General features: G+C 55.4%; 19 protein-coding genes and 3 pseudogenes. 15 read left to right on the top strand and 7 right to left on the bottom strand.

Translation table 11 applies throughout. From position 1 onward, the window contains the following. The first annotated feature begins 25 nt into the window (after nt 1–25). Nucleotides 26–2,071: a DCC1-like thiol-disulfide oxidoreductase family protein gene (locus tag FFR93_RS10190; protein ID WP_138393130.1), complete on the top strand. Its 2,046-nt coding sequence runs from the start codon at nt 26–28 to the stop codon at nt 2,069–2,071. Between the two features lie 39 nt (nt 2,072–2,110). Here the strand turns inward: FFR93_RS10190 and FFR93_RS10195 are convergent, their stop codons facing one another. Next, entirely contained in the window at nt 2,111–2,377 is a 267-nt protein-coding gene (locus FFR93_RS10195; protein ID WP_138393131.1) for a hypothetical protein, read from the bottom strand. A gap of 310 nt (nt 2,378–2,687) precedes the next feature. Between FFR93_RS10195 and FFR93_RS10200 the strand changes: the two genes are divergently transcribed. The 12 genes and pseudogenes from FFR93_RS10200 to FFR93_RS10255 all read left to right on the top strand — a co-directional run. Then, nucleotides 2,688–3,380, top strand: coding sequence for a WbqC family protein (locus tag FFR93_RS10200; RefSeq protein WP_138393132.1), 693 nt, complete (start codon nt 2,688–2,690; stop codon nt 3,378–3,380). A 477-nt stretch (nt 3,381–3,857) separates the two neighbouring features. After that, the gene (locus tag FFR93_RS10205) at nt 3,858–4,955 is read left to right on the top strand and encodes a class I SAM-dependent methyltransferase (RefSeq protein WP_138393133.1); all 1,098 of its coding nucleotides are present in this window, start codon (nt 3,858–3,860) and stop codon (nt 4,953–4,955) included. Next, the gene (locus tag FFR93_RS10210) at nt 4,952–5,773 is read left to right on the top strand and encodes a phytanoyl-CoA dioxygenase family protein (RefSeq protein ID WP_138393134.1); all 822 of its coding nucleotides are present in this window, start codon (nt 4,952–4,954) and stop codon (nt 5,771–5,773) included. Before FFR93_RS10205 ends, FFR93_RS10210 begins: the two co-directional genes overlap by 4 nt. Next, nucleotides 5,770–6,717: a glycosyltransferase family 2 protein gene (locus FFR93_RS10215; RefSeq protein ID WP_138393135.1), complete on the top strand. Its 948-nt coding sequence runs from the start codon at nt 5,770–5,772 to the stop codon at nt 6,715–6,717. Before FFR93_RS10210 ends, FFR93_RS10215 begins: the two co-directional genes overlap by 4 nt. Nucleotides 6,718–7,110: 393 nt before the next feature. Beyond that, nucleotides 7,111–7,746, top strand: coding sequence for a class I SAM-dependent methyltransferase (locus FFR93_RS10220; RefSeq protein ID WP_138393136.1), 636 nt, complete (start codon nt 7,111–7,113; stop codon nt 7,744–7,746). Beyond that, on the top strand, nt 7,743–8,408 hold the full coding sequence (locus FFR93_RS10225; protein ID WP_138393137.1) for an acetyltransferase: 666 nt from the start codon (nt 7,743–7,745) through the stop codon (nt 8,406–8,408). Before FFR93_RS10220 ends, FFR93_RS10225 begins: the two co-directional genes overlap by 4 nt. Continuing rightward, on the top strand, nt 8,405–9,346 hold the full coding sequence (locus FFR93_RS10230; RefSeq protein ID WP_138393138.1) for a hypothetical protein: 942 nt from the start codon (nt 8,405–8,407) through the stop codon (nt 9,344–9,346). Before FFR93_RS10225 ends, FFR93_RS10230 begins: the two co-directional genes overlap by 4 nt. 10 nt (nt 9,347–9,356) lie before the next feature. After that, the gene (locus FFR93_RS10235) at nt 9,357–9,743 is read left to right on the top strand and encodes a GtrA family protein (protein WP_246661291.1); all 387 of its coding nucleotides are present in this window, start codon (nt 9,357–9,359) and stop codon (nt 9,741–9,743) included. Beyond that, on the top strand, nt 9,740–10,621 hold the full coding sequence (locus tag FFR93_RS10240) for a class I SAM-dependent methyltransferase (protein WP_138393139.1): 882 nt from the start codon (nt 9,740–9,742) through the stop codon (nt 10,619–10,621). The genes FFR93_RS10235 and FFR93_RS10240 overlap by 4 nt, the downstream gene beginning before the upstream one ends. Before the next feature lie 91 nt (nt 10,622–10,712). After that, the gene (locus FFR93_RS41365) at nt 10,713–10,811 is read left to right on the top strand and encodes a sugar phosphate nucleotidyltransferase (protein WP_246661292.1); all 99 of its coding nucleotides are present in this window, start codon (nt 10,713–10,715) and stop codon (nt 10,809–10,811) included. A 225-nt stretch (nt 10,812–11,036) separates the two neighbouring features. Then, a complete protein-coding gene (gene rffA, locus FFR93_RS10250; protein ID WP_138393140.1) occupies nt 11,037–12,173 on the top strand; it encodes a dTDP-4-amino-4,6-dideoxygalactose transaminase in 1,137 nt (378 codons plus the stop codon). After that, nucleotides 12,170–12,319: pseudogene (locus FFR93_RS10255) on the top strand (NAD-dependent epimerase/dehydratase family protein); the annotation flags it as partial. The gene rffA and the pseudogene FFR93_RS10255, both read left to right, overlap by 4 nt. 408 nt (nt 12,320–12,727) lie before the next feature. Here FFR93_RS10255 and FFR93_RS10260 read toward each other — a convergent pair. The 6 genes and pseudogenes from FFR93_RS10260 to FFR93_RS10285 all read right to left on the bottom strand — a co-directional run bounded on the left by FFR93_RS10260 (nt 12,728) and on the right by FFR93_RS10285 (nt 19,806). Continuing rightward, nucleotides 12,728–14,356: a hypothetical protein gene (locus tag FFR93_RS10260; protein ID WP_138393141.1), complete on the bottom strand. Its 1,629-nt coding sequence runs from the start codon at nt 14,354–14,356 to the stop codon at nt 12,728–12,730. Nucleotides 14,357–14,417: 61 nt separating this feature from the next. After that, nucleotides 14,418–14,707, bottom strand: a pseudogene (locus tag FFR93_RS10265) (NIPSNAP family protein). Nucleotides 14,708–15,016: 309 nt separating this feature from the next. Beyond that, a pseudogene (locus tag FFR93_RS10270) lies at nt 15,017–16,669 on the bottom strand (thiamine pyrophosphate-binding protein); the annotation flags it as partial. A 13-nt stretch (nt 16,670–16,682) separates the two neighbouring features. Next, complete coding sequence (locus tag FFR93_RS10275; protein WP_138393142.1) at nt 16,683–17,885, bottom strand: CaiB/BaiF CoA-transferase family protein; 1,203 nt, start codon at nt 17,883–17,885, stop codon at nt 16,683–16,685. A 17-nt stretch (nt 17,886–17,902) separates the two neighbouring features. Further along, nucleotides 17,903–18,859, bottom strand: a complete 957-nt coding sequence (locus FFR93_RS10280) for a DMT family transporter (protein ID WP_138393143.1) — start codon at nt 18,857–18,859, stop codon at nt 17,903–17,905. Beyond that, nucleotides 18,856–19,806 carry an alpha/beta hydrolase gene (locus tag FFR93_RS10285; protein ID WP_138393144.1) on the bottom strand — a complete coding sequence of 317 codons (951 nt, stop codon included), beginning with the start codon at nt 19,804–19,806 and terminating at the stop codon, nt 18,856–18,858. The genes FFR93_RS10280 and FFR93_RS10285 overlap by 4 nt, the downstream gene beginning before the upstream one ends. Before the next feature lie 257 nt (nt 19,807–20,063). On the opposite strand from FFR93_RS10285, the gene FFR93_RS10290 reads away from it, so the two are divergent. Both FFR93_RS10290 and ettA read left to right on the top strand, forming a co-directional pair. Continuing rightward, complete coding sequence (locus tag FFR93_RS10290) at nt 20,064–20,804, top strand: ribonuclease (RefSeq protein WP_064705615.1); 741 nt, start codon at nt 20,064–20,066, stop codon at nt 20,802–20,804. A gap of 97 nt (nt 20,805–20,901) precedes the next feature. After that, nucleotides 20,902–22,551 carry an energy-dependent translational throttle protein EttA gene (gene ettA / locus FFR93_RS10295; RefSeq protein WP_064705614.1) on the top strand — a complete coding sequence of 550 codons (1,650 nt, stop codon included), beginning with the start codon at nt 20,902–20,904 and terminating at the stop codon, nt 22,549–22,551. Nucleotides 22,552–22,663: the final 112 nt, after the last annotated feature.

The following is a 22,663-nucleotide window of genomic DNA, read 5'->3' on the forward strand; positions in this document are numbered from 1 at the left end:
AAGACATCGAAGGCGACGGTTGGGCATGGTTGATGCGACGGATATATCAGCGGGCGTGGAGTCCCTTTCAAACGTGCGCCGCAGCAAAGGGATCCTCGTAACCAGCCTGATATTCATTATTGCTCTTTCCCTGGTCGCTCTTACCGGAACTTGGGACTGGTTCGCGAAGCGCTTTTTCGGCTTTTTCCCGCTGCTGATCGGTTTGTTCGTACTCGGCATCCACCCCGTAGTTAGAGTGAAGGCCGCAGTAGCATTAAGTGGTCTTGCGGATTGGCTCTCTAGACGTGGGGGCTTCGTATCAAATCCAGAGGAGGAAGCACCGAAATTCGCGCTGATCCGAATAGTATTTGGGCTCCTCATGATCGAGCGCGCCTTCTGGATAATCTCCTATCTTGAGCCTTCGGACTGGGGGCAGCCATGGATTTGGTTGACTGCCATGATGGGCTTGCTCTGCGGCGTCTTAGTGGCAGCGGGTCTGCTGACGCAGTACGCTCTCGTGTACCTGATCGTTTTTCAGTGGCAGATGGGAGACATACTGCTCCGCACATCCACATTGGGAAACTGGATCGCAGCGATGCTTTCAGTGCTTCTGATATTCACAAACGCCGGAGCGAATTTTTCGCTGGACCGGCTGCTTATGAAAAGAAGCACGTTCGCGTGCAAGGTCATCTCAGCCTTCTACTATGACAACGGTTTGCCAAGTGAATCCGGGCTGCAGCTCGCAAAGTTGATGACACTCGCTTGTTATTGGTGCGTGTGCCTGTACTCGCTTTCGATCCATTTGGGCGAGCCTGCCTGGATGTCAGGTTCGGCTGGCCCACTGCTGCTCACCAATAACTTCATGTCCAGATATTCGAGTGAGTTTAGCTGGCTGCTTTCGCAAGGCCCGATCCCGGTTTTGCTGGCGCGCGTATCACTCTGGGCGATGTTGCCGTGGTATCTTTTGCTGCTTCCGTTTGTGCTGCTCGGCGGAGTGTTTCGCAAATATGTAATCGTGTGGGGCTTGCTGTTCTTCGGGCTGAGCCTATTCGTCCTCCAGCTCGGGTGGCTAGCCCAATTCGAGTTCTTGTTCGTGGCCGCCTTGTTTTGGACCAAGACGTTCATCAGTGGCGCAAACAGGCTTCAGGTGGCGTACGATGACCGCTGCAATCTGTGCGATAGAACCGTGACGTTCGTAAAGGCCGTCGATCTCTTCAGGCGGATCCACCTTAAGCCGTTGTCCAAGAACATTCCTTGGCTTATCGAAGTCGGCATCGATCCAGATGATGCACGAAAGGACCTTTACGCTGTCGACGTCAGCAGCGGGAATGCCGTCAAAGGTTACGAGTTCTATGTACTTTTATCGAAGCACGTATTCCTTTTGCTGCCGCTTCATCCGTTGCTCATAGTCGGTCGATATTTGGGAGGACCGGCAGTGTATAGGTTCGTTGCCGAGCGTCGGACGAGGATGTTCGGCGTCTGTCAAATCCCTACGCCAAAGCCAGAGTATACGCTGTTGCCAACGGGCCAGATGGTCCACAAGGACATCGTCCCGGGTGACCCGATCTCCACCGTCTTCTGTCATGTGATTATTTTGCTGGCATGCTTTGTTATCTCGCTTCCTCTGCCGTATCTGGTCAAGAACGATCTGACGGTCCTGCGGAAAATCCAAAGATCCGTTGCGGCGCCGACCGACGCAGCAGGTATATACGGGGTCGGTCCAATCAATGTGTTTAATTCTACCGATCTTCGGATGGCTGAGAACTGGTTTACCCTCAGTAAGAAGACCAAGGACGGCCTCGAACAGCTTCTTCCAATATTCTCCGAGGACGGAAAACGTCTAGCTGCTCACAGATCGGACCGGGTCTATTTTGGGCACACTGTGGCTTTCAGGCGCGGCGTAATCGGAAAGGAGGGCTGCCAATTTGAAGCGTTTCGCCAGCAGGTCAGCTACCTTAGCGAAAACGAACATTCAAGCGGTGAGACCCTCATTTATCGTCAGTACGTGGAGCCGCTACCCAGCGTGGATTTGCTACTGCGGGGCCAATATATGGCGAGCGACAGACGACTGGTTTGCGAAGTGAAGTTTTAGCGGACTGCCGACGTTCGAGGGGCGGCTGTCCATATACAATCACCTTTCATCAGGACTGGGAGGCGAGTTCGCTAATCCTGAACCGTTTTTCTGCGATGGCCCAAAAGGACTTTTTTCCTTCCGCTTCTTGTTAAAACCCTCGTGGTCACGAGGATTATCGTCCTTCGTCGGCGGCCCCTGCGAACCGTCGAGCTGCTGCCCTTGTAACGTGAGCTGGTTCAGTTCAACCCAGTGCTCCTTCGAGAGCGCGCCGCCGTATCGGCCTCCTATCATCGCGGGGCTCATCAAGACGCGAAACCATACCATCTGATTGTTCCGAGACTCTGGTCAGGCCATGGACGATCAGCAGGCGCTGCCAATCTTCTTGAACTGTCACCATACTACTTTGACCAGACAGGGCGAACCCACTGAAAGGCGCTGATGACTTCTTTCAGCCTCTTATTGTACATTTCCCAGGATGCCCCGATCGGGCGCGTTGACGATCTCCCAACAAACAATGATGTGCAGCCGCAGGCGCAGGCGGCTATGATGCCATCCGTACTCAAGAGCTTTACAAACCGACGGCAGCGAGTGAGGCTTTGAACGCCTGCCGAGCCATTCGAGGGAAGGAAATGAAGTGAAGAAGGTGGCTATCGTCCAGTCAAACTATATCCCGTGGAAGGGTTATTTCGATATGATCGCTGCCGTGGATGAGTTTATCCTCTACGACGACATGCAATATACGCGACGTGATTGGCGCAATCGTAATCAGATCAAGACGCCTCAGGGGATTCAATGGCTCACAGTCCCCGTTCAGGTAAAGGGAAAGTACCACCAGAAAATCAGAGAAACTGAGACAGAAGGCACCGAATGGGCCAACGCCCATTGGAAGAGCCTGATCCAGAACTATCGTCGTGCTGCACACTTTGAGGAAATCGCTGTGTGGCTGGAGCCTCTTTACCTGAATGAACCGCCAAGTCACCTTTCGCCGCTCAATCGCCGATTCATTGAAGCAATCTGTAATTATCTCTCAATCCAAACTATAATTTCCCATTCATGGGACTACACGTTAGTGGAAGGAAAGACAGAGCGTCTGGCTGCGCTTTGTGCTCAAGCGGGTGGCACAGAGTACGTATCTGGCCCCGCGGCAAAAGACTATGTAGATGAAGGAGTCTTTGAAGAACGAGGAATTAGGCTTACCTGGTTCGACTATGCCGGCTATCCTAAATACCCTCAGCTCTGGGGTGAATTCGTTCATGGAGTGACGATCCTCGATCTTCTCTTTAATTGTGGAAGGGACACGCGAGATTACATGAGGTACCTGAAATGAAACCTTCACAGCGCCAAATTTCTGGTCCGCTGGTGAGTTGCGCTTTTGAGAGTGGCGGAAATGATTGGGCACCGCTGGAGGTGTTTCGACACTCTTGCCAACTCCCGCGAACAAGGTACCGGGGGTGGATGATCGGCGCTCTCTGAAGCCTGGAGGTTGCGATGTAAATAGCGTGGGGCAGTTTTGATCCTTGGAAGAGGTATCATGAGTTGACTAACATTTGAACCTTGGCGTGGGTTTCCGGTGCCGCACCGCCTTTTGGAGCATTGGTGCGGGTGTGCAGAAAGAAGAAAGCGTACCGGATACCGGCGCCAATCCTCCGCATTTTTAAGGCTTGCGCGTGGTGACAAAATTGCGTTATTGCGGTCCGCTAGCAAGCACTGCGGGGGACTTCGCTTGACGGAATATATTTCTAGGTGTCCCGCATGTGGATCAGCAGATTGTAGAAATCTACCTATTCCGCATGCAGCCCGCTCGATGGTTAGCGACGGCAAGGTGGTATCGAATCCTCTTAGGCGCTGTTCTTGTAACAACTGCGGCCATGGCTTTCACACCCAGAGTTTTTCAGAAGAGCAAATAAAAGAGATTTATAGCGCCGACTACTCGATCGGCCTGCGAGACGCGGTGGCGGACGCTGCGCGCTCCGCCGAATATAGCCGACAGATAGAAGCTTTCTTGATTCATCATCTGGGGAATGAAGCCAATTTTTCCAAAATCGTAGAGTTTGGATGCGGCAGCGGTACGTTGCTCGGTCATCTGACCAATAGGCTTGGCGCTCAAATTTCAACCGGAGTGGAGCCTAGTTCCCGGGTAGCTGCGAATGCGCGTTCAAACGTGGGAGGTCGAATTTCCATCCACGAGGGTTTTGCCGAGCAGTTCGAGGCCCCCCCCCCCGGCTACAATCTTTGCCTGTCCGTTAACGTGATAGAGCACACACGTAATCCCCTCGGTTTTCTGCAAGCATGCCGACGCGCCATTGATAAAACGGGGAACATTGTCGTCATTTGTCCGGATGGAGAAATCGTAGGGTCGGAGTTGCTCTTTTACGATCATATATCCAACTTTACGTCCGCTTCCTTGGCAATGATTGTAGCGGGTGCAAACCTGCGGATGGTTGCGAACTCCCGCTTAACGGGCAGCCTGCAGGGATTTAGGATTTACCTGTTGCAGTGCGGTGACGCTGACCTTGAAAGTCAGACCCGCGGCTTCGCCGTTCTTTCTCAGGAGCGCGCCGAGTATGTGAACACCTGGAGCAGGATACGAGACGCGACCAACCGGGTGCTTAAGGGCCGGAAGTATGGCATCTTCGGCACGGGTGAGTATTCGGATCTTCTTCACGCCTATAGTCCGTCCGTGATCGAAAACGCAGAGTTTTTTGTCAGGGATCAACCGGTAGAGGCGGATTTCTATGGTAAACCTGTTGTATCGGTCAAAGACTTCTTGAGCTTTCCAAGAATGCCCCTGATCGCGGCTGTGCATGAGCGAAGCTGGTCGCTTATCCGAGATCGTTTTGGATCGGAGGATGTTCCGATCTTTCATTCTCTTGAAATTGCAAGGCAGGATGCCACCCTATGACGGAAATTTCTCGCTACGGCGTTATTACGACAACCGAAGCAAACGACATTTACGACATCCTCGCGGAGGAGGTCAGGCTACTGGGGTACACTACGCTAGATTCCGGATTGGCCGGGGCTCAGCTCGATGAACTCTCGCAGTTGTTCAATAGAGCGGAGTTGGAATACGATACCGAGGCAACAGACCGAGGTTATGATCTTAGCAAGATCAATGAGCGTGATACGATTCGCCTCCTTCCGATGGTGTGCCCCAATTTCTGGGAGGTCGTTTTCAATCGGCCACTTCATGCGTTATTGTCGCGGCTCCTCGGCGGTTACTTCATCCTGAACCAGGTGAACGGCCTGATAAACCGCGGCCACCAAAGCAAATACCACCAAGCCCAGTATCACAGAGATCTTCCGTATCAGCATTTCACTAGCTCTCGGCCGCTCGCTATCAATGCACTCTTTGCATTAGACGACTTCACTATCGAAAATGGCTCCACGCGCGTGATCCCTGGAACACATCATCGTGAAGCGTTTCCACCTGACGAAGTTGTTCGGCGTTTGGAGACCCATCTCACCGTCAAGCGGGGGACGTTCATTGTCTTGGACTGCATGGTTTATCACGCCGGCAGCACCAATAAGACTGATAAAAATCGTCGCGCCATTAATCACGTCTTCACGATTCCTATGCTGCGTCAGCAGTTCCATATTCCTTCTGTGCTAGGTGAAGCTCCAGATTTTACCGAGCAGCAAAAGAAAATACTGGGCTATGGCCTAGATGAATTTCGTTCAGTTGGCGACTGGTTCAAGTCTCGGTTGCCGAAAGTCAAATGAGTTCCATGACACGCAAGTTATCCATTGTTACCACTCTATACAGGTCAATGGACACAATCGATGAGTTCATCCAACGTGCCTTGGCGGCGGGAGAGGCGGTGTCGGATGACGTGGAAATCGTGATTGTCGATGATGGCAGTCCGGACGCTTCGGCGAACATCGTGCGAAACTGGGTTGAGCGCGACGCTCGGATCTCGCTATTATGCTTGAGCAGAAATTTCGGACATCATAAAGCGATGCTCGTGGGTTTGGAGCATGCTCAAGGCGACCTAATATTCCTGATTGACAGCGATCTCGAGGAGCCTCCCGAGTTGCTTTCGGAAATGGCGCAGATTTTGCGGGGAAAAGCTGTTGATTGTCTGTACGGGCTGCAGGAACGTCGGAAAGGCGGCCGGATGGAGCGGATATCGGGGCACCTTTTTTATTGGCTTTTCTCCGCGTTAAGCGAGGTACGCATACCCCAGAACGTATCAACGATGCGGTTGATGACCCGTCGCTATGTATCCGCTCTACTTAAATTTCGCGACAAAAACCCCGTCTTCGTTCCACTAAGCATTCTTGTTGGTTATCCCCAGGCATCGTTCCCTTTTATCAAAGCCAGCACCTCGGATACGACCTACTCGCTAGGAAGGCGGATTGCTCTGACCGCCCTTGCCGTCACGACGTTTTCAGCCAAGCCACTGATATTAATGCTGTGCTTCAGCTTAATGATGGCATTCTTAGGGATCGTCTACGGCGGGTTCGTTGTGGTGCGTGCACTGATCGGACCGGTCCAAGACGGATGGGCGTCACTCATGGCTGTCGTGGTCTTTTTCTTCAGCTTGAATGCTGTTTTTACGGGGCTCATGGGCCTTTATGTTAAGCAGATCCTGGAGGAGGTGAAGGATAGACCCCGCTCAATCATTCAAGATATCTATTCTAAAAGGAATTCCTCAGAGACCTAGCCGATGTATTCCGAAAAATACTAACGCGCTTTACAAAAGTTGGAGGGGCATTTCCAACGTCGTCAGCCGGGTGGTATATCCTGTCGCGGGTGTTGAAGTATTGCTGGAATGGCTACCACGTGGCGTGACCTGCCTGGAGTTCATGTTGACGATCGTCCGAGTCAATCGCAGATACCCGTCGCGTGAGTATTCGGACGCGGTAACCGGCTCACGGAAATGACCAAATTGGGATACGAGATGTTGCTGTCCCTCACAAATGCGAGCGCTGAGCGATAACGAAGATCGGAGGAAGAGCTCATATTTCTTTGAGTGGCGGGCTGGTAGTGTGTTTATAGGATTTTGATAACAATTAGCGCCGCTAAACATCAGCGCCCTTACACGTGGTGGACATTCATGGTTGAATCGAGTGACGACATTCTGAAGGATGTGGCTAACTATTATTCGGGACGGATCGCTGAACATGGCCAAACCGCAGCAGGTGTTGACTGGAACAGCCAAGCCGGCCAAATAATGCGCTTCAATCAACTTCTGAAAGTGGTCAATTCTTCGAAACCATACTCTATCGCCGACATAGGATGCGGATATGGAGCGTTGCTTGACCACCTCTCGCAGTTGGGACACGCCACTCGGTACATAGGTGTCGACATTGCTCTGCCGATGATTGAAGCCGCCCGTTCGCGTATCGCGGCGTCGCCGGACGTGACTTTTAGGCTGGGTAACTCGCCAGGTGAGATCGTCGATTATTCTGTAGCGTCGGGAATTTTCAATGTGCGGCTTGGTAGGACGGACGAGGAGTGGCTTGCGTATCTGGTGGAAACACTGGACATGATGGACATATCCAGTCGGACGGGTTTTTCTTTCAATTGTCTAACATCCTATTCTGACGGAGACCGGATGCGGGGTGATCTTTTTTACGCCAATCCGCTGGACTTATTTGATCTTTGCAAACAGCGCTATTCAAGGCAGGTAGCTTTGTTACATGACTATGAGCTATACGAGTTTACGATGATCGTGAGGAAGTTGCCATGATGCGGAAGCTCGTCATTTTTGGGACAGGTGAAATTGCACAACTCGCCCATTACTATTTCGAAAATGACAGCGATTATGATGTGGTCGCGTTCACTGTGGACGAAGCTTATTTAACTGATCGAGAGTTTTGTGGCCTTCCGGTTGTTGCCTTCGAAAACGTCGCTGATCGATATCCTCCGGCCGACCATGCCCTTTTCGTGGCACTCAGCTACTCCAAGCTAAATCAAATCCGCAAGCAGAAGTTCGATGCCGGGCTGGCTCTCGGTTATGACCTGGCAAGCTATATCAGTTCTAGCGCAACAGTCCTCAATGAGCATTCCGTCGGACGTAATTGTTTTATTCTTGAAGACAATACGATCCAACCATTTTCGCGTATTGGTGACAATGTCACGTTGTGGAGCGGTAACCACATAGGTCATCATTCGGATATCGGAAGTCACACGTTCATATCCTCCCATGTTGTGGTGTCCGGTGGTGTCAGGATCGGCGAGCAATGTTTCATAGGGGTCAATGCCACGCTTCGTGATCACGTTAGTATCGGGGCAAAGTGCGTTATCGGTGCCGCAGCACTCATACTGTCCGATGCCGAGGCTGATGGAGTTTACGTAGCTAGCGCCTCTGAACGCTCGCGTGTTCCCAGTTCAAAACTGCGCAAGATATGACCGGCACATGGGTTAAAACCGGCCTGCTCTTCAAACCGTCTGGTTTGCACTCGAAGCTGAGGAGTCACGCTGCCAACCCGCTCGCACTCCACCTTGAAGGTGACACATACAGGGTGTTTTTTAGCGGGCGCGACGGCGAGAATCGTTCCTCTGTGGGCGCCGTTGATATCAATCTCTTGACGCGAGAAGTCGTTCACGAACACAAGCAGCCCTTTCTGGTACACGGTGCTCGCGGCAGTTTCTTTGAAGCGGGTATCAGCATCGGTAACTGCTATTATGCGGGGGGGCAGCGCTATATGCTATTCATGGGATGGCAGAGGCCTCCGGGAGGGCATTGGCGCGGCGATATAGGCCGTATAAAGGTTCGGCCCGATCTGACGCTTGAGCTGGACGCCGACGTAGCGTTCATGGCTTCGGATGAGGAAGATTCCGTCAGTCTTTCCTATCCATGGGTTGAAAAGACGGGTAGTGAAACGTTCAGGATGTGGTATGGGTCCACCGTAACCTGGGACGCGGGCAACGGTGAAATGCTTCATCTTATCAAGTCCGCAAGTTCAAGGGATGGACATATATGGCACAAGGAAGGTGTGGCAATTCCCTATGAAATTGGTAGGGCGCAAGCCTTCTCCAGGCCGACGGTTCTCATTGATGCGGCGTGTGGTTACCGGATGTGGTTCTCTTACCGCAGCGGTCAGGGCGAAGCCTATCGAATCGGGTATTCTGAAAGCCGGGACGGAATCGCGTGGATCTTGAAATTGGACCAGGTGGGTATAGACGTTTCCGAAAACGGCTGGGATAGCGCGATGATCGAGTACCCTTACGTGTTTCGGCACGAGGACAATACCTATATGCTATACAATGGCGATGGCTACGGTAAAACGGGTGTTGGCTTGGCTGTTCTGGACGACAATAAGGTGGAGAGATCTGATTCTGTCTAGAAATAGTATATTGCAGCTGGCCCGTTTTGGATTTATCGGCTTATTGACCAACGGCTTCGGATATATCCTTTACCTCATTGTCACCTTTTCTGGGATTCCGCCAAAGTTGGCGATGACTATACTTTATTTGGTCGGAGTTTTGATGAGCTTTGCCGCCAATCGGCGCTGGGTTTTTATTCAGGCTGCGGAGCAGCAGGGGGCCCTAGTCCGATATGGAATCATCTATGGCATTGGTTACGCGCTGAACTACAGCATCCTTTACGTGTTTGTGGATAGGCTCCATTACGCGCACTTCTACGTGCAAGCATTTGGTATAGTTGCTGTGGCCGCATTCGTATATCTGGCGTCCAACATTTATGCCTTCCCGTCCACTAGCAAGAGAAAACAAAACCCGTGAACTCCCGTTGTCTGGTTTGTGGAACGAAATTCGACAGCGAAGCCGGCACGTCTCGTTGCCCCGCTTGCGGTTGGGAGCCTGACGAAATAGGTGGAATAGCAGCCTACGCTCCACAGTTTGCTAACCAAGGAGGGGGATTTGAGGCTTCTTATTTCAAGGTTTTGTCGGAATTAGAGGCGACGAATTTCTGGTTCCGGTCCCGAAACGATCTTATCCTATGGGCTTTGGGGAAGTACCATCCCAAATTCCGCTCTTTTCTGGAAATTGGCTGTGGAACGGGGTTTGTTCTTTCCGGCGTCACCGGCAAATATCCTGAAGCTGAGATTTTCGGAAGCGAGATATTTATCGAGGGTCTGCGATTCGCTTCTCAGAGATTGCCTAATGCACGACTCATGCAAATGGACGCCCGGGCAATTCCATTCGCGGAGGAATTTGATGCCATCGGCGCATTTGATGTCCTTGAGCACATCGAGGAAGATGAAACCGTCCTGCAGCAAATGCACGCCGCGCTGAAGCCTAAAGGTACGCTGCTGGTGACTGTTCCGCAACATCCATGGCTGTGGAGCCCTCTTGACGATTACGCTCACCATTGCCGTCGCTACACGGCCAGCGAATTGAGCAGGAAAGTTACTGCCGCGGGTTTCACCGTCCTCCGCAACACCTCCTTCGTCTCGTTCCTGCTGCCGGCGATGCTTGCTTCGCGTTTACTAAGCCGAAATAAATCGGTTGACGAGATCGACGTTCGAACCGAGATGCAACTTCCAAGCCTGCTCAATAACGCTTTCAGACGGATATTGCGTGCAGAAAGCGCTCTCATCGGAACTGGTTTGGATTTCCCTTTGGGTGGTTCGCGACTGCTCGTCGCCAGAAAGATGTGAGGCTGATGTTGTCCCTATTCATTTTGTCGAGTGGAAGGGCATTCATCTAACGGACACCGATCGCGGCGAGGCTCTCGCGTGGGACACATGAATGAAAGCGATTGTACTTGCTGGCGGCGCGGGGGTGCGCCTGTATCCTCTGACGCAAGTCTCGATAAGCAGCTCCAGGCTGTTTTCGACAAACCCATGATCTATTACCCTCTGACCGTTCTGATTGCGTCAGAGGTCCTACATCGAGGCAATAGAGCGACGGCAAGGCTTAAAAATCGGTTGTCCGGGAAGAGGCGGCGCTGGTTCGAGGGGTCCTCAGCATTGCTCAATTTGAAACCTTGATTGGGCGCATGCCGGCATGCGAGTACAGCGACTATCCGCGCGGCGTCGCCGACGAGTGGCACAGGGTTCAAGAGGATAAGCAGTGAGCGAGAAAATCCCGTTCAACCGGCCGTTCATGACCGGCAAAGAGCTATATTACATCGCGGAAGCGAAGTTCGGCAACATGCTTGCTGGTGACGGGCCTTTCACGAAACGTTGCCACGAGTGGCTGGAAAATAAAAGTGGATGTGCAAAACCGCTGCTGACGCACTCATGCACCGCCGCGCTGGAGATGGCGGCTTTGCTTCTCGACATCGAGCCTGGTGACGAGATCATCATGCCCTCATATACTTTTGTCTCTACCGCCAATGCGTTCGTGCTGCGCGGCGGTGTGCCGGCGTTCGTCGACATCCGGGAAGATACTTTGAACCTGGACGAACGCCTGATCGAATCGGCTATCACCTCGCGCACTCGCGCTATCGTCCCGGTTCATTATGCGGGTGTCGCCTGCGAGATGGACGCTATCATGAGCATTGCCAAATGCCATGGCCTCAGGGTCGTGGAAGATGCGGCACAGGGCGTGATGGCAGCCTATAAAGGCCGGGCACTGGGCAGCATTGGTGACCTCGGGACCTACAGCTTTCACGAAACCAAGAATGTAATTTCAGGGGAAGGCGGGGCCCTGCTGGTAAACGACCCTGCACTGGCGGTGCGCGCCGAAATTATCCGCGAGAAAGGCACGGACCGTGGTCGCTTTTTCCGGGGAGAGGTCGATAAATACACTTGGCAGGAGGTGGGCTCTTCGTTCTTACCGGGCGAGCTGATCTCGGCTTTCCTATTTGCCCAGCTTGAGGAAGCCGAGCGCATCACCAATCATCGCTTGAGCATCTGGCAACATTATCACACGCTTCTTGAACCGCTCGAGGCTAAAGGATTGCTTCGCCGGCCCATCGTCCCAGACGAATGCCAGCACAATGCCCACATGTACTACATTTTGCTAGCGCCGGAGATCGATCGTCAGAAGGTACTCAGTGAGCTGAAGAGGAGCGATATCTATTCGGTCTTCCATTATGTGCCCCTGCACTCCTCGCCCGCCGGAAAACGGTATGGCCGCACGCGGGGCGACTTGCAGGTGACCAACGCCCAGTCGGAAAGGCTGGTGCGTCTGCCCTTATGGGTTGATCTGACTGCTGAGCAGCAGGAACACGTTGTCAGGGTTTTGGAAGATGCCATCGGGTGACCCATCAAAAGCATCAATGGGAATGGAAATTCTGTGATGGCGGGGCCGGCTTTATCGGGTCGGCAGTTATCCGTCACATCATCCAGAATACCGACCACTCGATCATCAACGTCGACAAGCTGACCTATGCTGGAAACCTTGAAAGCTCGGCGGGGGCGGTGGCTCAGATCGCTGTGCGTTAGAGCGGCCGATATATGCAACCGTACCGAGTTGGAACGGATATTTGCTCAGCAACCAAGAGGACAAGCTTGGCTGCTGGAGTTTTTGCTGGGGTAGCCTTGCAGGATCACCCAGGCTCGACCGCCGCTACGCCGTCGATACCAGCAAAAGTGCGAATTGGGCTGGCCCGACGGTGACTTTCGAGAGCGGCGTTCGAAAAACCGTAAAGTGGTTCTCGAGAAACTCGATTGATGCAAACGCGTACAGGCTGGCAGATGTCAGCGCGGACGTCTGGGGCAGATTCGACAGCCGATGGCTTCTACCGGTGGATTGGAAGGGCGCGCACAGATGGTCCGGATCTGTTAGACCACTTGCCGCCGCATCGCCTTCAACTTTCACCGGGTCGATTGGCAAAAGGGACCGTCAAATCTCAAGAGATCTCTTGCCACGTAGCGTTCTGGATACGTTATCTTGACAATAAAAGCATTGGCCGCATAGGACCATTTGTTTTGCCCGGCGCGTCCGCGGTGAATGATATAGAGGCATCCTGGAACATCAAACGCCGCGTCTTCGACTTTCGTCCAGGCGCCTAAGAACCTTCCGAATTTACTCACAAATCCAGACCAGCCGCCATAAGCGATCATGGAATCATAATTCAGGATCAATGCATCACGGTTCCCGGTCGCGGATTCATGCAGCCCGGCGTATTCGCCCAATCCGGCCGTGGTATCGAAGGCTTGCAGGCCTGATCGGTCGAGGATCACGGAATTGCGGCCTTGCAGGGCGGGAGTGTTCCTGATGGTGTCAGCAAAAGCTTCCTGCCAAAGGTGGTCCAGGTAAAAGGTGCCATAGACGAACCACCAATTCACAATGAACACCGCGATTAAGCCGGCAAAAGAGGCCACTTTCATCCGATGACGTTTATCGGGATTCGTCGCCGGAAAAACGGCACATATGGTCTTAAATAGACCCAGCGTCGAGAAGGCCGCACCGAACGGAAGCAATACCTGAAAACGGGTCGCGGTCCAAGGTTCATAGGAGGGCTCCTTCCCGACCATCACATAAGCCGACGCGCCAAGCCCCAGTAACACGACACCCATGCCAATCAGTCCTCTTCCACTGTGTTCGACCTCGGGGCTGCTGCATACTTGATAGGAGGTGATGGAAAAAACCGCCATCAGGACAGCTGCGAAAACTAGTAAGAGAAGCCTCTTGCCAATGTAAATTCCATCACCCGGAAATAAGTAGAAAAATATTACCCTCATTTCTGAGATTAACGTCGAGGTTTTTACGTCGATTACGTTGTAATCATCAGCAAACATGCCGCTTTTTTTCAATAGAAAATGCTGAATTACAGCATAAACAAAAGGAAGTAATATGATAACGTATGTATTCTTTAGAACGTATTTTGTTACATTAAAATACTTTCGCTGATGGAATTCAGCTTTCAAAGCGTTTTCCTTTTTGTAAAGGAGGTAGGTAGCTAAAAACAACACCAGCAAAAACGACGGAACTAGAGAATTTAATTGGAATGAGAGCACAAACAGTGCGTATGATAAATATTCCTTTTGTTTATTATTCTCATTTATGGATATGACGAAAATATAAACAGCAAAAATGAATATTAATATGAAGATAAGCCCGGGATTATTAATTGCTGCAATTCTAGCATGATACAGAGGTAGGACCGCCACAAGAAACGATAGGGCCATTGCGTCGAATTTCGAGAAATTCAAAGCTTTTAGAACAAGATAAAATACGGCAACGATAAGATAGCCTAGCCAAAAGGTCGAGAAAGGATACAGCCACCAACCGACCAGCTGCACAGCATAGTGATAGTATCCGATAATCGGAAGTCCAGCCTGAGAAAACACGGAAACAAGCATATCTTTACTGGCACCGGAAAGGCTCCAGTCATCCCAATACTTCGCATCCGATAAGAGAAAAATGGGTAAATGGGCGGTCGCGTAAATAAAAAACAACCGTAATTCAACTCTTTTCCAAATAATTTTCATGTCGGGCATACGAGGGCTTTCGCTACGAAAAGAGACATCCATTGTTTTACGGAATGTCAGACTCAGCTGGTTAGAGATATCGAAAGAGGATTTGCCGGTCGTGCTCTGACTCGTCGCGGGCCTTGGGCCATGCCGGATCAGTGGTGAAAGCGTTCCATTTCACCTCGCGATCGGCTAATGATTCCCAGGCGATGAGATAGGTGAGACGTTGCCTCCTTTCGCCCACCATTGTCGTGAAGAAACCCGCCCGCTTGATGACGTGCTTGTTCCACAGGGCCTAGCGTATGTTTGGCAAAGCGGTTGAGCGGCGCGGGAAATCGCGTCGGGCAGGCAGTCGTAAATTCTAAGCTCGTAGATCATAGTCTTGCTTCCTTATGTTGCTTGGGGGAGAAGGTGCCGGCAGGCGGATGAGGGGCTGGTTTCGCCAATCTCCCGGTGTCGGGATATCGCCTGGCATTGAACTCCTGCTCATGTCTCATTTTGCAGGAAGCATCTGAAATTAAAAGAATCAATACCATTCATCCACTCCACATTTCTAAACCGGACAGCCGTGGCCTTTTGCCGAGGATCTGCTGCGCTATCGATCGGTTGCAGATGCTCGGGACAAGCCCGAGCATGACGAAGGAGTGGTTGGTGGCTTTTTCGGCGGTGTTTAGTCGGTCTCTCATCGGTTTTTGTTTGCGCGATTTCGGATAACGTTCTGGTCGGTGTGATCGCTTCCGGGTCGAGCTTCACCTCGATGATCGCCGGCTTGCCGCTTGCACGCGCGCGCTCGAAAGCGGGGGCAAATTCCTCCGTGTTTTCTACCGTCTCGCCGTGGCCGCCATAGGCGCGGGCGAGGGCCGCGAAGTCCGGATTGGTCAGATCGGTACTGCTGACGCGGCCGGGATATTCGCGCTCCTGGTGCATGCGGATCGTGCCGTACATGCCGTTGTTGACGACGATTGCGATGATCGGCAGGTCGTAACGGATGGCGGTGGCGAATTCCTGGCCGTGCATCAGGAAGCAGCCGTCGCCGGCAAAACAGATGACCTCACGCTCGGGAAAGAGCCGCTTGGCGGCCACCGCCGCCGGCAGCCCGTAACCCATCGAGCCGGAGGTGGGCGCGGCCTGGGTGTTGAAGCGGCGGAAACGGTGGAAGCGGTGCAGCCAGGTGGCGTAGTTGCCGGCGCCATTGGTGAAGATCGTTTCCGGCCCGATATTGCCTTCCAGCCACTCCATGATCGGTCCCATATGGACGGCGCCCGGACCCGTCGCCGGCGGCTTCGACCATGCGAGGTAGGCCTGGTGCATATGCGCGGTCCGCTGCGCCCACCGTGGCTCGGCCGGGGCTTCGAGATCGACGAGTGTTTCGACAAAATCGGCGGGGCTCGCGCAGATGGCAAGATCGGCGCGATAGACGCGGCCGAGTTCCGACGGATCCGGATGGATATGAACGAGGGACTGACTGGGGTAGGGGATGTCGAGCAGCGTATAACCTGAGGAAGGCATTTCCGACATGCGGCCGCCGAGCAGGATCAGCAGGTCGCTCTCCTTGATCTCCTTGGCGAGCGCTGGATTGATGCCGATGCCGACATCGCCTGCATAACAGGGGTGGAGATGATCGAACAGCATCTGCCGGCGGAAGGAGCAGCCCACCGGCAGCTGAAAACGTTCGGCGAAGATTGCAAAATCGGCGACGGCATCGGCATCCCAGCGTGTGCCGCCGAGAATCACCATCGGCCGTTCGGCCTTCAAGAGTCTTACATAAAGATCATCGATCTGGCTGCGGCCCGGGTGGGCCTCGACGCTGGCATAACGCCTGGCGCGGGGCGCCTCGACCTCATCGCGCAGCATGTCTTCCGGCAGCGTCAGCACCACGGGGCCGGGACGGCCGGAGGTCGCGACCGCAAAGGCGCGGGTTATAAACTCGGGAATGCGGGCGGCATCGTCGATCTCGCCCACCCACTTGGCGAATTCGGTGAAGGCGCGGCGGAACTCGACCTCCTGGAAGGCCTCGCGTTCACGCGCCTCTCGCTGCACCTGGCCGATGAAAAGGATCATCGGGGTCGAATCCTGCCTTGATATATGCAGACCGGCGGAGGCGTTGGTGGCGCCAGGTCCGCGGGTCACCATGCAGATGCCTGGCTCGCCCGTCAGCCTGCCCCAGCAATCCGCCATCATCGCCGCCCCGCCTTCCTGCCGGCAGACGAGGACGTCGATATCGCTGTCGCGCAAGGCGTCGAGAACGGCGAGGAAACTCTCGCCGGGCACGCAGGAGAGGCGCTTGACGCCATTCGCCTTCAGCGCCTCGACAATCAATTCTCCGCCCGTCTTTTTCATGATGATGCCTTCTTCATGACGATGCCTTCCTCTCCAACTCGGCGAGTTCCGCCAGAATTTCCTCCCTGTGCTCGCCAAGACGCGGGCTCGGACTGATGTAGCGCAACGGTGTTTCCGACAGCACAACCGGCGTCCTGACCCCCGGAATGATCGTGCCGGCGGCATCGGTAAGGTCGATGCGCAGATCGCGGGCCTTCACCTGCGGGTCGGCGAACATTTCCTCGATCGTGTTGATGGCGCCGGATGGGACCGCGTTCTGCTCACAGGCCTTCAGAAGATCCGCCTTCTGCAATTTCAGCGTCTCGGCGGAGATCAGGCGGCGGACTTCGCCGCGGTTGGCAACGCGGGCCTTGTTGGTGGAGAAACGCTCGTCGTCCGCGATCGTCTCCAGGCCGAGGATGGCGCAGAGGCGGCGGAACTGACCGTCGTTGCCGACGGCAAGGATGAGATAACCGTCGGCCGTCGGCACGACCTCATAGGGCGAGATGTTGGGATGGGCGTTGCCGAGGCGGGTCGGTGCGGCGCCGGAAATGAGGGAATTCATGTTCTGATTGGCGAGAACGGCCGATTGCACGTCGAGCAGGGCCATGTCGATAAGCTGGCCTTCGCCGGTTTTCAACGCGTGGATCAGGGCGGCCTCGATCGCCGAGACGGCATAGATGCCGGTGAAGATGTCGGCGATCGCCACGCCCGCCTTCATCGGCTGGCCGTCCGGCTCGCCTGTTATCGACATGAAGCCGGACATGCCCTGGACTATGTAATCGTAGCCAGCGAGACCGGCATAGGGGCCGGTCTGGCCGAAGCCGGTGATCGAGCAATAGACGAGCCTCGGGTTCAGCTTGCGCAGGCTGTCGTAATCGAGCCCGTATTTGACGAGGCCGCCAACCTTGAAATTCTCGATCACCACATCGGCGGTGGCTATGAGGCGACGAACGAGATCCTGGTCCTCAGTGCTCTTGAGGTCGGCGGTGATGGAGCGTTTGCCGCGGTTGGCAGCGTGGTAATAGGCGGCCGAGAGATTTTCGCCGTCGGCAGCTTCGACGAAGGGCGGGCCCCATTGGCGCGTATCATCGCCGCCGTCGGGATTTTCGATCTTGATCACGTCGGCGCCGAGATCGGCGAGCATCTGTCCCGCCCAGGGGCCGGCCAGCACACGGGCAAGCTCGATCACCCGGATGCCGGTAAGCGGCGGCTGTTTCATCGCGGTCTCGATCATGTTCCTCCCGTCAATGTCTACGGCGCCAGCGTCACCTCAGATGTATCCGATACGGGCTTTGAAGCAAAGCGGCGCTCACGCCAGAGGATGTACAAGCCCGACACCATGATGATCGTGATGCCGAGCCATTTGACTGCATCCGGAAAGTCGCCGAAGACCAGCCAGGCGAAGATCGTTGCCGAGACGATTTCGAAATATTGCAGCGGCGCCAGCGTCGACGCCGGCGCAGCGCGATAGGCGTAGACGCCGAGGATCCCGGCTATGGCGGCCGTGGCCCCTACGCCGGCGACGTAGAACCACGCGCTGCCCGCAGGCATGACGGGATCGAAGAGATCGGAGCCACTTCCTTCGCCGACAAAAAGCAGGAGGACGCAGAAGAGCAAGCCCCAGATGCCCATCTGGAACTGCATCGACCAGGGGTCCTCCCTGTGTGAGAGGACGCGGGTCATCAACACGAAGATCGCAACGCAGAGCGCGCTGACAACGGGCAGGAGCGCGACATAGCCGACCTCCTCGAAGCTCGGCTGGATGATCAGCATCGCCCCGAAGAAGCCGACGCCGCAGGCGGTATAGCGCCGCCATCCGATCGTCTCCTTGAGGAAAATGCCGCCGAGGACCGTCACGATGATCGGCTCGATGAAGAAGATCGCGATCGCGTCGGCGACCGCCATGTATTTCAGCGTGGTTACGAACGAGATCATCGAGACTGTGATGATGAAGCCGCGGATGGCGTGGAACAGGCTCTGGCGCCACGAGAAGTCCGTAAATCTGCGCCGCCATAGCACGATCGGCAGCATGCAGAGCGCCTGCACGACGAAGCGGCCGGCGGTGATCTCGGCGGACGGGACTGTGACGACGGCGAGCTTGGAGAAGATATCAATTAGCGGCGAGACCATCACCGACAGAAACATCAGCACGAGCCCCGTCGTCACCTCGGAGGCAGACGAAGCGGTGCGGGCGGAGGGGCTGCTCATGATGGATTCTCTCTGGCTCGGAATATTGCGGGTGCCGCGTCGCACCAGTCCGCGAAGGCTGCGATCGCCGCGTCGGCGCCAATTTCGTTCAGCGTTTCATGCCGCATGCCCTGATATATCACGGTGGTGATCCGAGAGAAGCCCCTGGCTTTCAAATGGTTTGACAGCCAGAGCACGGCTTTTCCACGCTCCGTCGCGGGATCTTCGGCGCCGCCGACGAGATGGATCGGCATATCACGCGGCAGCCGGTCCAGATGGAGTTTCTGCGGCGCGCGAAAGGTCAGCTCGAAGAGGTCGAGCCAGAGCGAGACCGATGCGTCGAAGCCGCAGAGCCGATCGGCGATATATTTGTCGACGTCATCGGCGCGATGCGACAGCCAGTCGAACGCCGTGCGGCCTTCCGGGATCGATTTTCCCCAAGCTCCGAAGGTGAGCTTCGGCAAGAGGCCGCTCGGTACGTCTGACCCCTTCAGCATCCGTTCGGCAAGCAGGATCGCCTGGGCAGCTCGGCCGGCAAGGCCGACAGCGAAATTCGAATTCCAGACGGCGACGGCGTCGAAGTCGGCCGGAGCGGTGACGATGGCATTGAGCGCGATGAGGCCACCCATCGAATGGCCGAAGAGGATCACCTTCAGGCCGGGATGGCGCGAGGCCGCATGGGCGCGCATGGCAATGACGTCGCCGATCACCCGTTCGACGCCATTCCGGCCGGCAAAGCGTCCGATCGGCGCGTCGGGTGCCATCGTCTCGCCGTGGCCGCGGTGATCATGGGCATAGACGTGATAGCCGCGCGCCGCCATCGCCTCGGCAAAGCGGCCGTACCGCTTCGAGTGCTCCGCTAAGCCATGCGATATCAACAGGATGCCGCGTGCCGGACCGGCGGCCTCGGCATGGTGATAGGCCAGCGACGCTTCCCCTATTGCGAGCCTTCGCGTATCAGAAAACATCCGGATCCTCCCTGCCGCAGCAGAGCAGATCGCTACTGCATAATTCCTTAAAGCGGAATCGATTTAAGGAATTATGCAGTAGCTCCAGGCGCGATAGTGTTCTTTGCGCGGCTTCGAACATGACGTGCCATGAACCACCGCATCTTTTCCGGAAATATACAGCTGATATAAATTCTGAATGTGTTTCGATTCAGGGTTGCTGTCGTTTACTCTTTGTGCTTATCTGTTCCTGCATTGTTCTTCTTTTGGGGGTTGAAATGAGCAGCATGCAGTTGCGTACCTTTACGTTCGCCGTATCGATGGTCCTTGCTGGCGCTGCCACGGCGCAGGAGACCGACGGCCGTACCCGTTTCATTCTTGCCGCGAGCTGGCAGCCCGCTTTCTGCCAGACGAACCAGAAGAAAGCCGAATGCGCCAGCCAGACCGGCGAGCGCCATGACGCGACCAATTTCTCGCTGCACGGCCTCTGGCCGATGCGGCAGGACTATTGCGGCGTCAGCGATGACCAGAAGGCCGCCGACAAAGACGGCAAATGGGATGCATTGCCAGCGGTCGCTGTTTCGGCCGAGACGCAGGCAGCGCTTGCAAAGGCGATGCCGGGCACGCAGTCCGGCCTCGAGCGGCACGAGTGGATAAAGCATGGCACCTGCACGAAAATGAGCGTGGAAGACTATTTCGGCGTCAGCGTCCGTCTCGTGGATGCGCTCAACGCATCGGCCGTGCGCGATCTCTTTGCCGCCAATATCGGCAAGACGGTCAAGGCCGAGGCGATTAAGGCGGCTTTCGACAAGAGTTTCGGGCCCGGTGCGGGTGACCGCGTCAAGATGAGCTGCCGGCGAGCCGGCAATGTCAGAATGATCAGTGAGCTGACGATCGGCCTGTCTGCGGATGCCGGAACGGCATCGGGGAAAAACGCGAGCCTTGCCGATCTGATCCGGGGGGCGGGAAAAACCTCCTTCGGCTGTGACGAGGGCGTTGTCGATGCGGCGGGCTTTTGACCGGAATCCTGCGTAACCGGGTTTCGGCGTTGCTCACAGGCGCTGTTTCGCCTACATAGCGGCACGAAACGAAGTTTCCCGCCCGGAGCAGCGCAGCATGGCACGTCAATTCATCTATCATATGTCCGGCCTCAACAAGGCCTATGGCAACAAGAAGATCCTGGAGAACATCCACCTTTCCTTCTACCCGGATGCCAAGATCGGCATCCTCGGCCCGAACGGCGCCGGTAAGTCCACCGTGCTGCGCATCATTGCCGGCAAGGACAAGGAATATACCGGCGAAGCCTGGCTCGCCGAGGGTGCCACGGTCGGCTATCTCGAACAGGAGCCGCAGCTCGATTCCGCCAAGACCGTGTTCGAGAACGTCATGGAGGGCGTTGCCTCGAAGACCGCGATCGTTGATCGCTACAACGAATTGATGATGAACTATTCCGACGAGACGGCGGAAGAAGGCGCCAAGCTTCAGGACATCATCGACAGCCAGAACCTCTGGGATCTGGAAAGCCAGGTCGAGATGGCGATGGAAGCCCTGCGCTGCCCGCCGCGCGACGCCGATGTCACCACTCTTTCCGGTGGTGAGCGGCGCCGCGTCGCGCTCTGCCGCCTGCTTCTGTCGCAGCCGGACCTGCTGCTGCTCGACGAACCGACCAACCATCTGGATGCCGAAACCATCGCCTGGCTCGAAAAGCACCTGCGCGACTACCCCGGCGCCGTGATGATGATCACTCACGACCGTTACTTCCTGGACAACGTCACCGGCTGGATTCTCGAACTCGACCGCGGCCGCGGCATCCCTTACGAGGGCAATTACTCGGCGTACCTGCTGGCTAAGGCCAAGCGCATGGCGCAGGAAAATCGCGAGGAAGCATCTCGCCAGAAGGCGATCAGCCGCGAGCAGGAATGGATTGCTTCCAGCCCGAAGGCTCGTCAGGCCAAGTCCAAGGCGCGCATCAAGTCCTACGAGCAGCTGGTGGAGGCCGCCGAGAAGCAGCGTCCCGGCGACGCGCAGATCATCATTCCGGTCAGCGAGCGCCTCGGCCAGGTGGTCATCGAGATGGAAGGCATCACCAAGGGCTTCGACGGCCGCACGCTGGTCAACGACCTGTCGCTGAAGCTGCCGCCGGGCGGTATTGTCGGCATCATCGGCCCGAATGGCGCCGGCAAAACGACGCTGTTCAAGATGATCACGGGTCAGGAAACGCCGGATGGCGGTTCGATCCGGATCGGTGAGACCGTGCATCTCAGCTATGTCGACCAGAGCCGCGATGCGCTGGATCCCAACAAGACCGTCTGGGAAGAGATCTCCGGCGGCGCCGAAGTGATCAAGCTCGGCAAGTTTGACATGAACTCCCGTGCATATTGTGGCGCCTTCAATTTCAAGGGTGGCGATCAGCAGCAGAAGGTCGGCAGTCTCTCGGGCGGTCAGCGCAACCGCGTTCACCTCGCCAAGATGCTGAAGTCCGGCGGCAACGTTCTGCTGCTCGACGAACCGACGAACGACCTGGATACGGAAACGCTCGGCGCCCTCGAGAACGCGCTTGAGAATTTCGCCGGCTGCGCCATCGTCATCAGCCACGATCGTATGTTCCTCGATCGCCTGGCGACGCATATCCTGGCTTTCGAGGGCGAAGGCCATGTCGAGTGGTTCGAAGGCAATTTCGAGGATTATGAGGAGGACAAGGTTCGCCGCCTCGGCCCCGACGCTCTCAATCCTGGCAGCCAGGCACATAAGCGCCTGACGCGCTGATCGCAGCGTTTTGTTTACGAAAGCCCCGGCTTTGGCCGGGGCTTTTTTCATGTTCGCTCCTGTCGCAATGGGAGCAGCCGATTTCGCAGAGAGTGCGAATTGCCGCTTGTCA

Origin of the sequence: Rhizobium sp. MHM7A, assembly GCF_005862215.1 — a bacterium.
Taxonomy (GTDB): domain Bacteria; phylum Pseudomonadota; class Alphaproteobacteria; order Rhizobiales; family Rhizobiaceae; genus Rhizobium; species Rhizobium bangladeshense.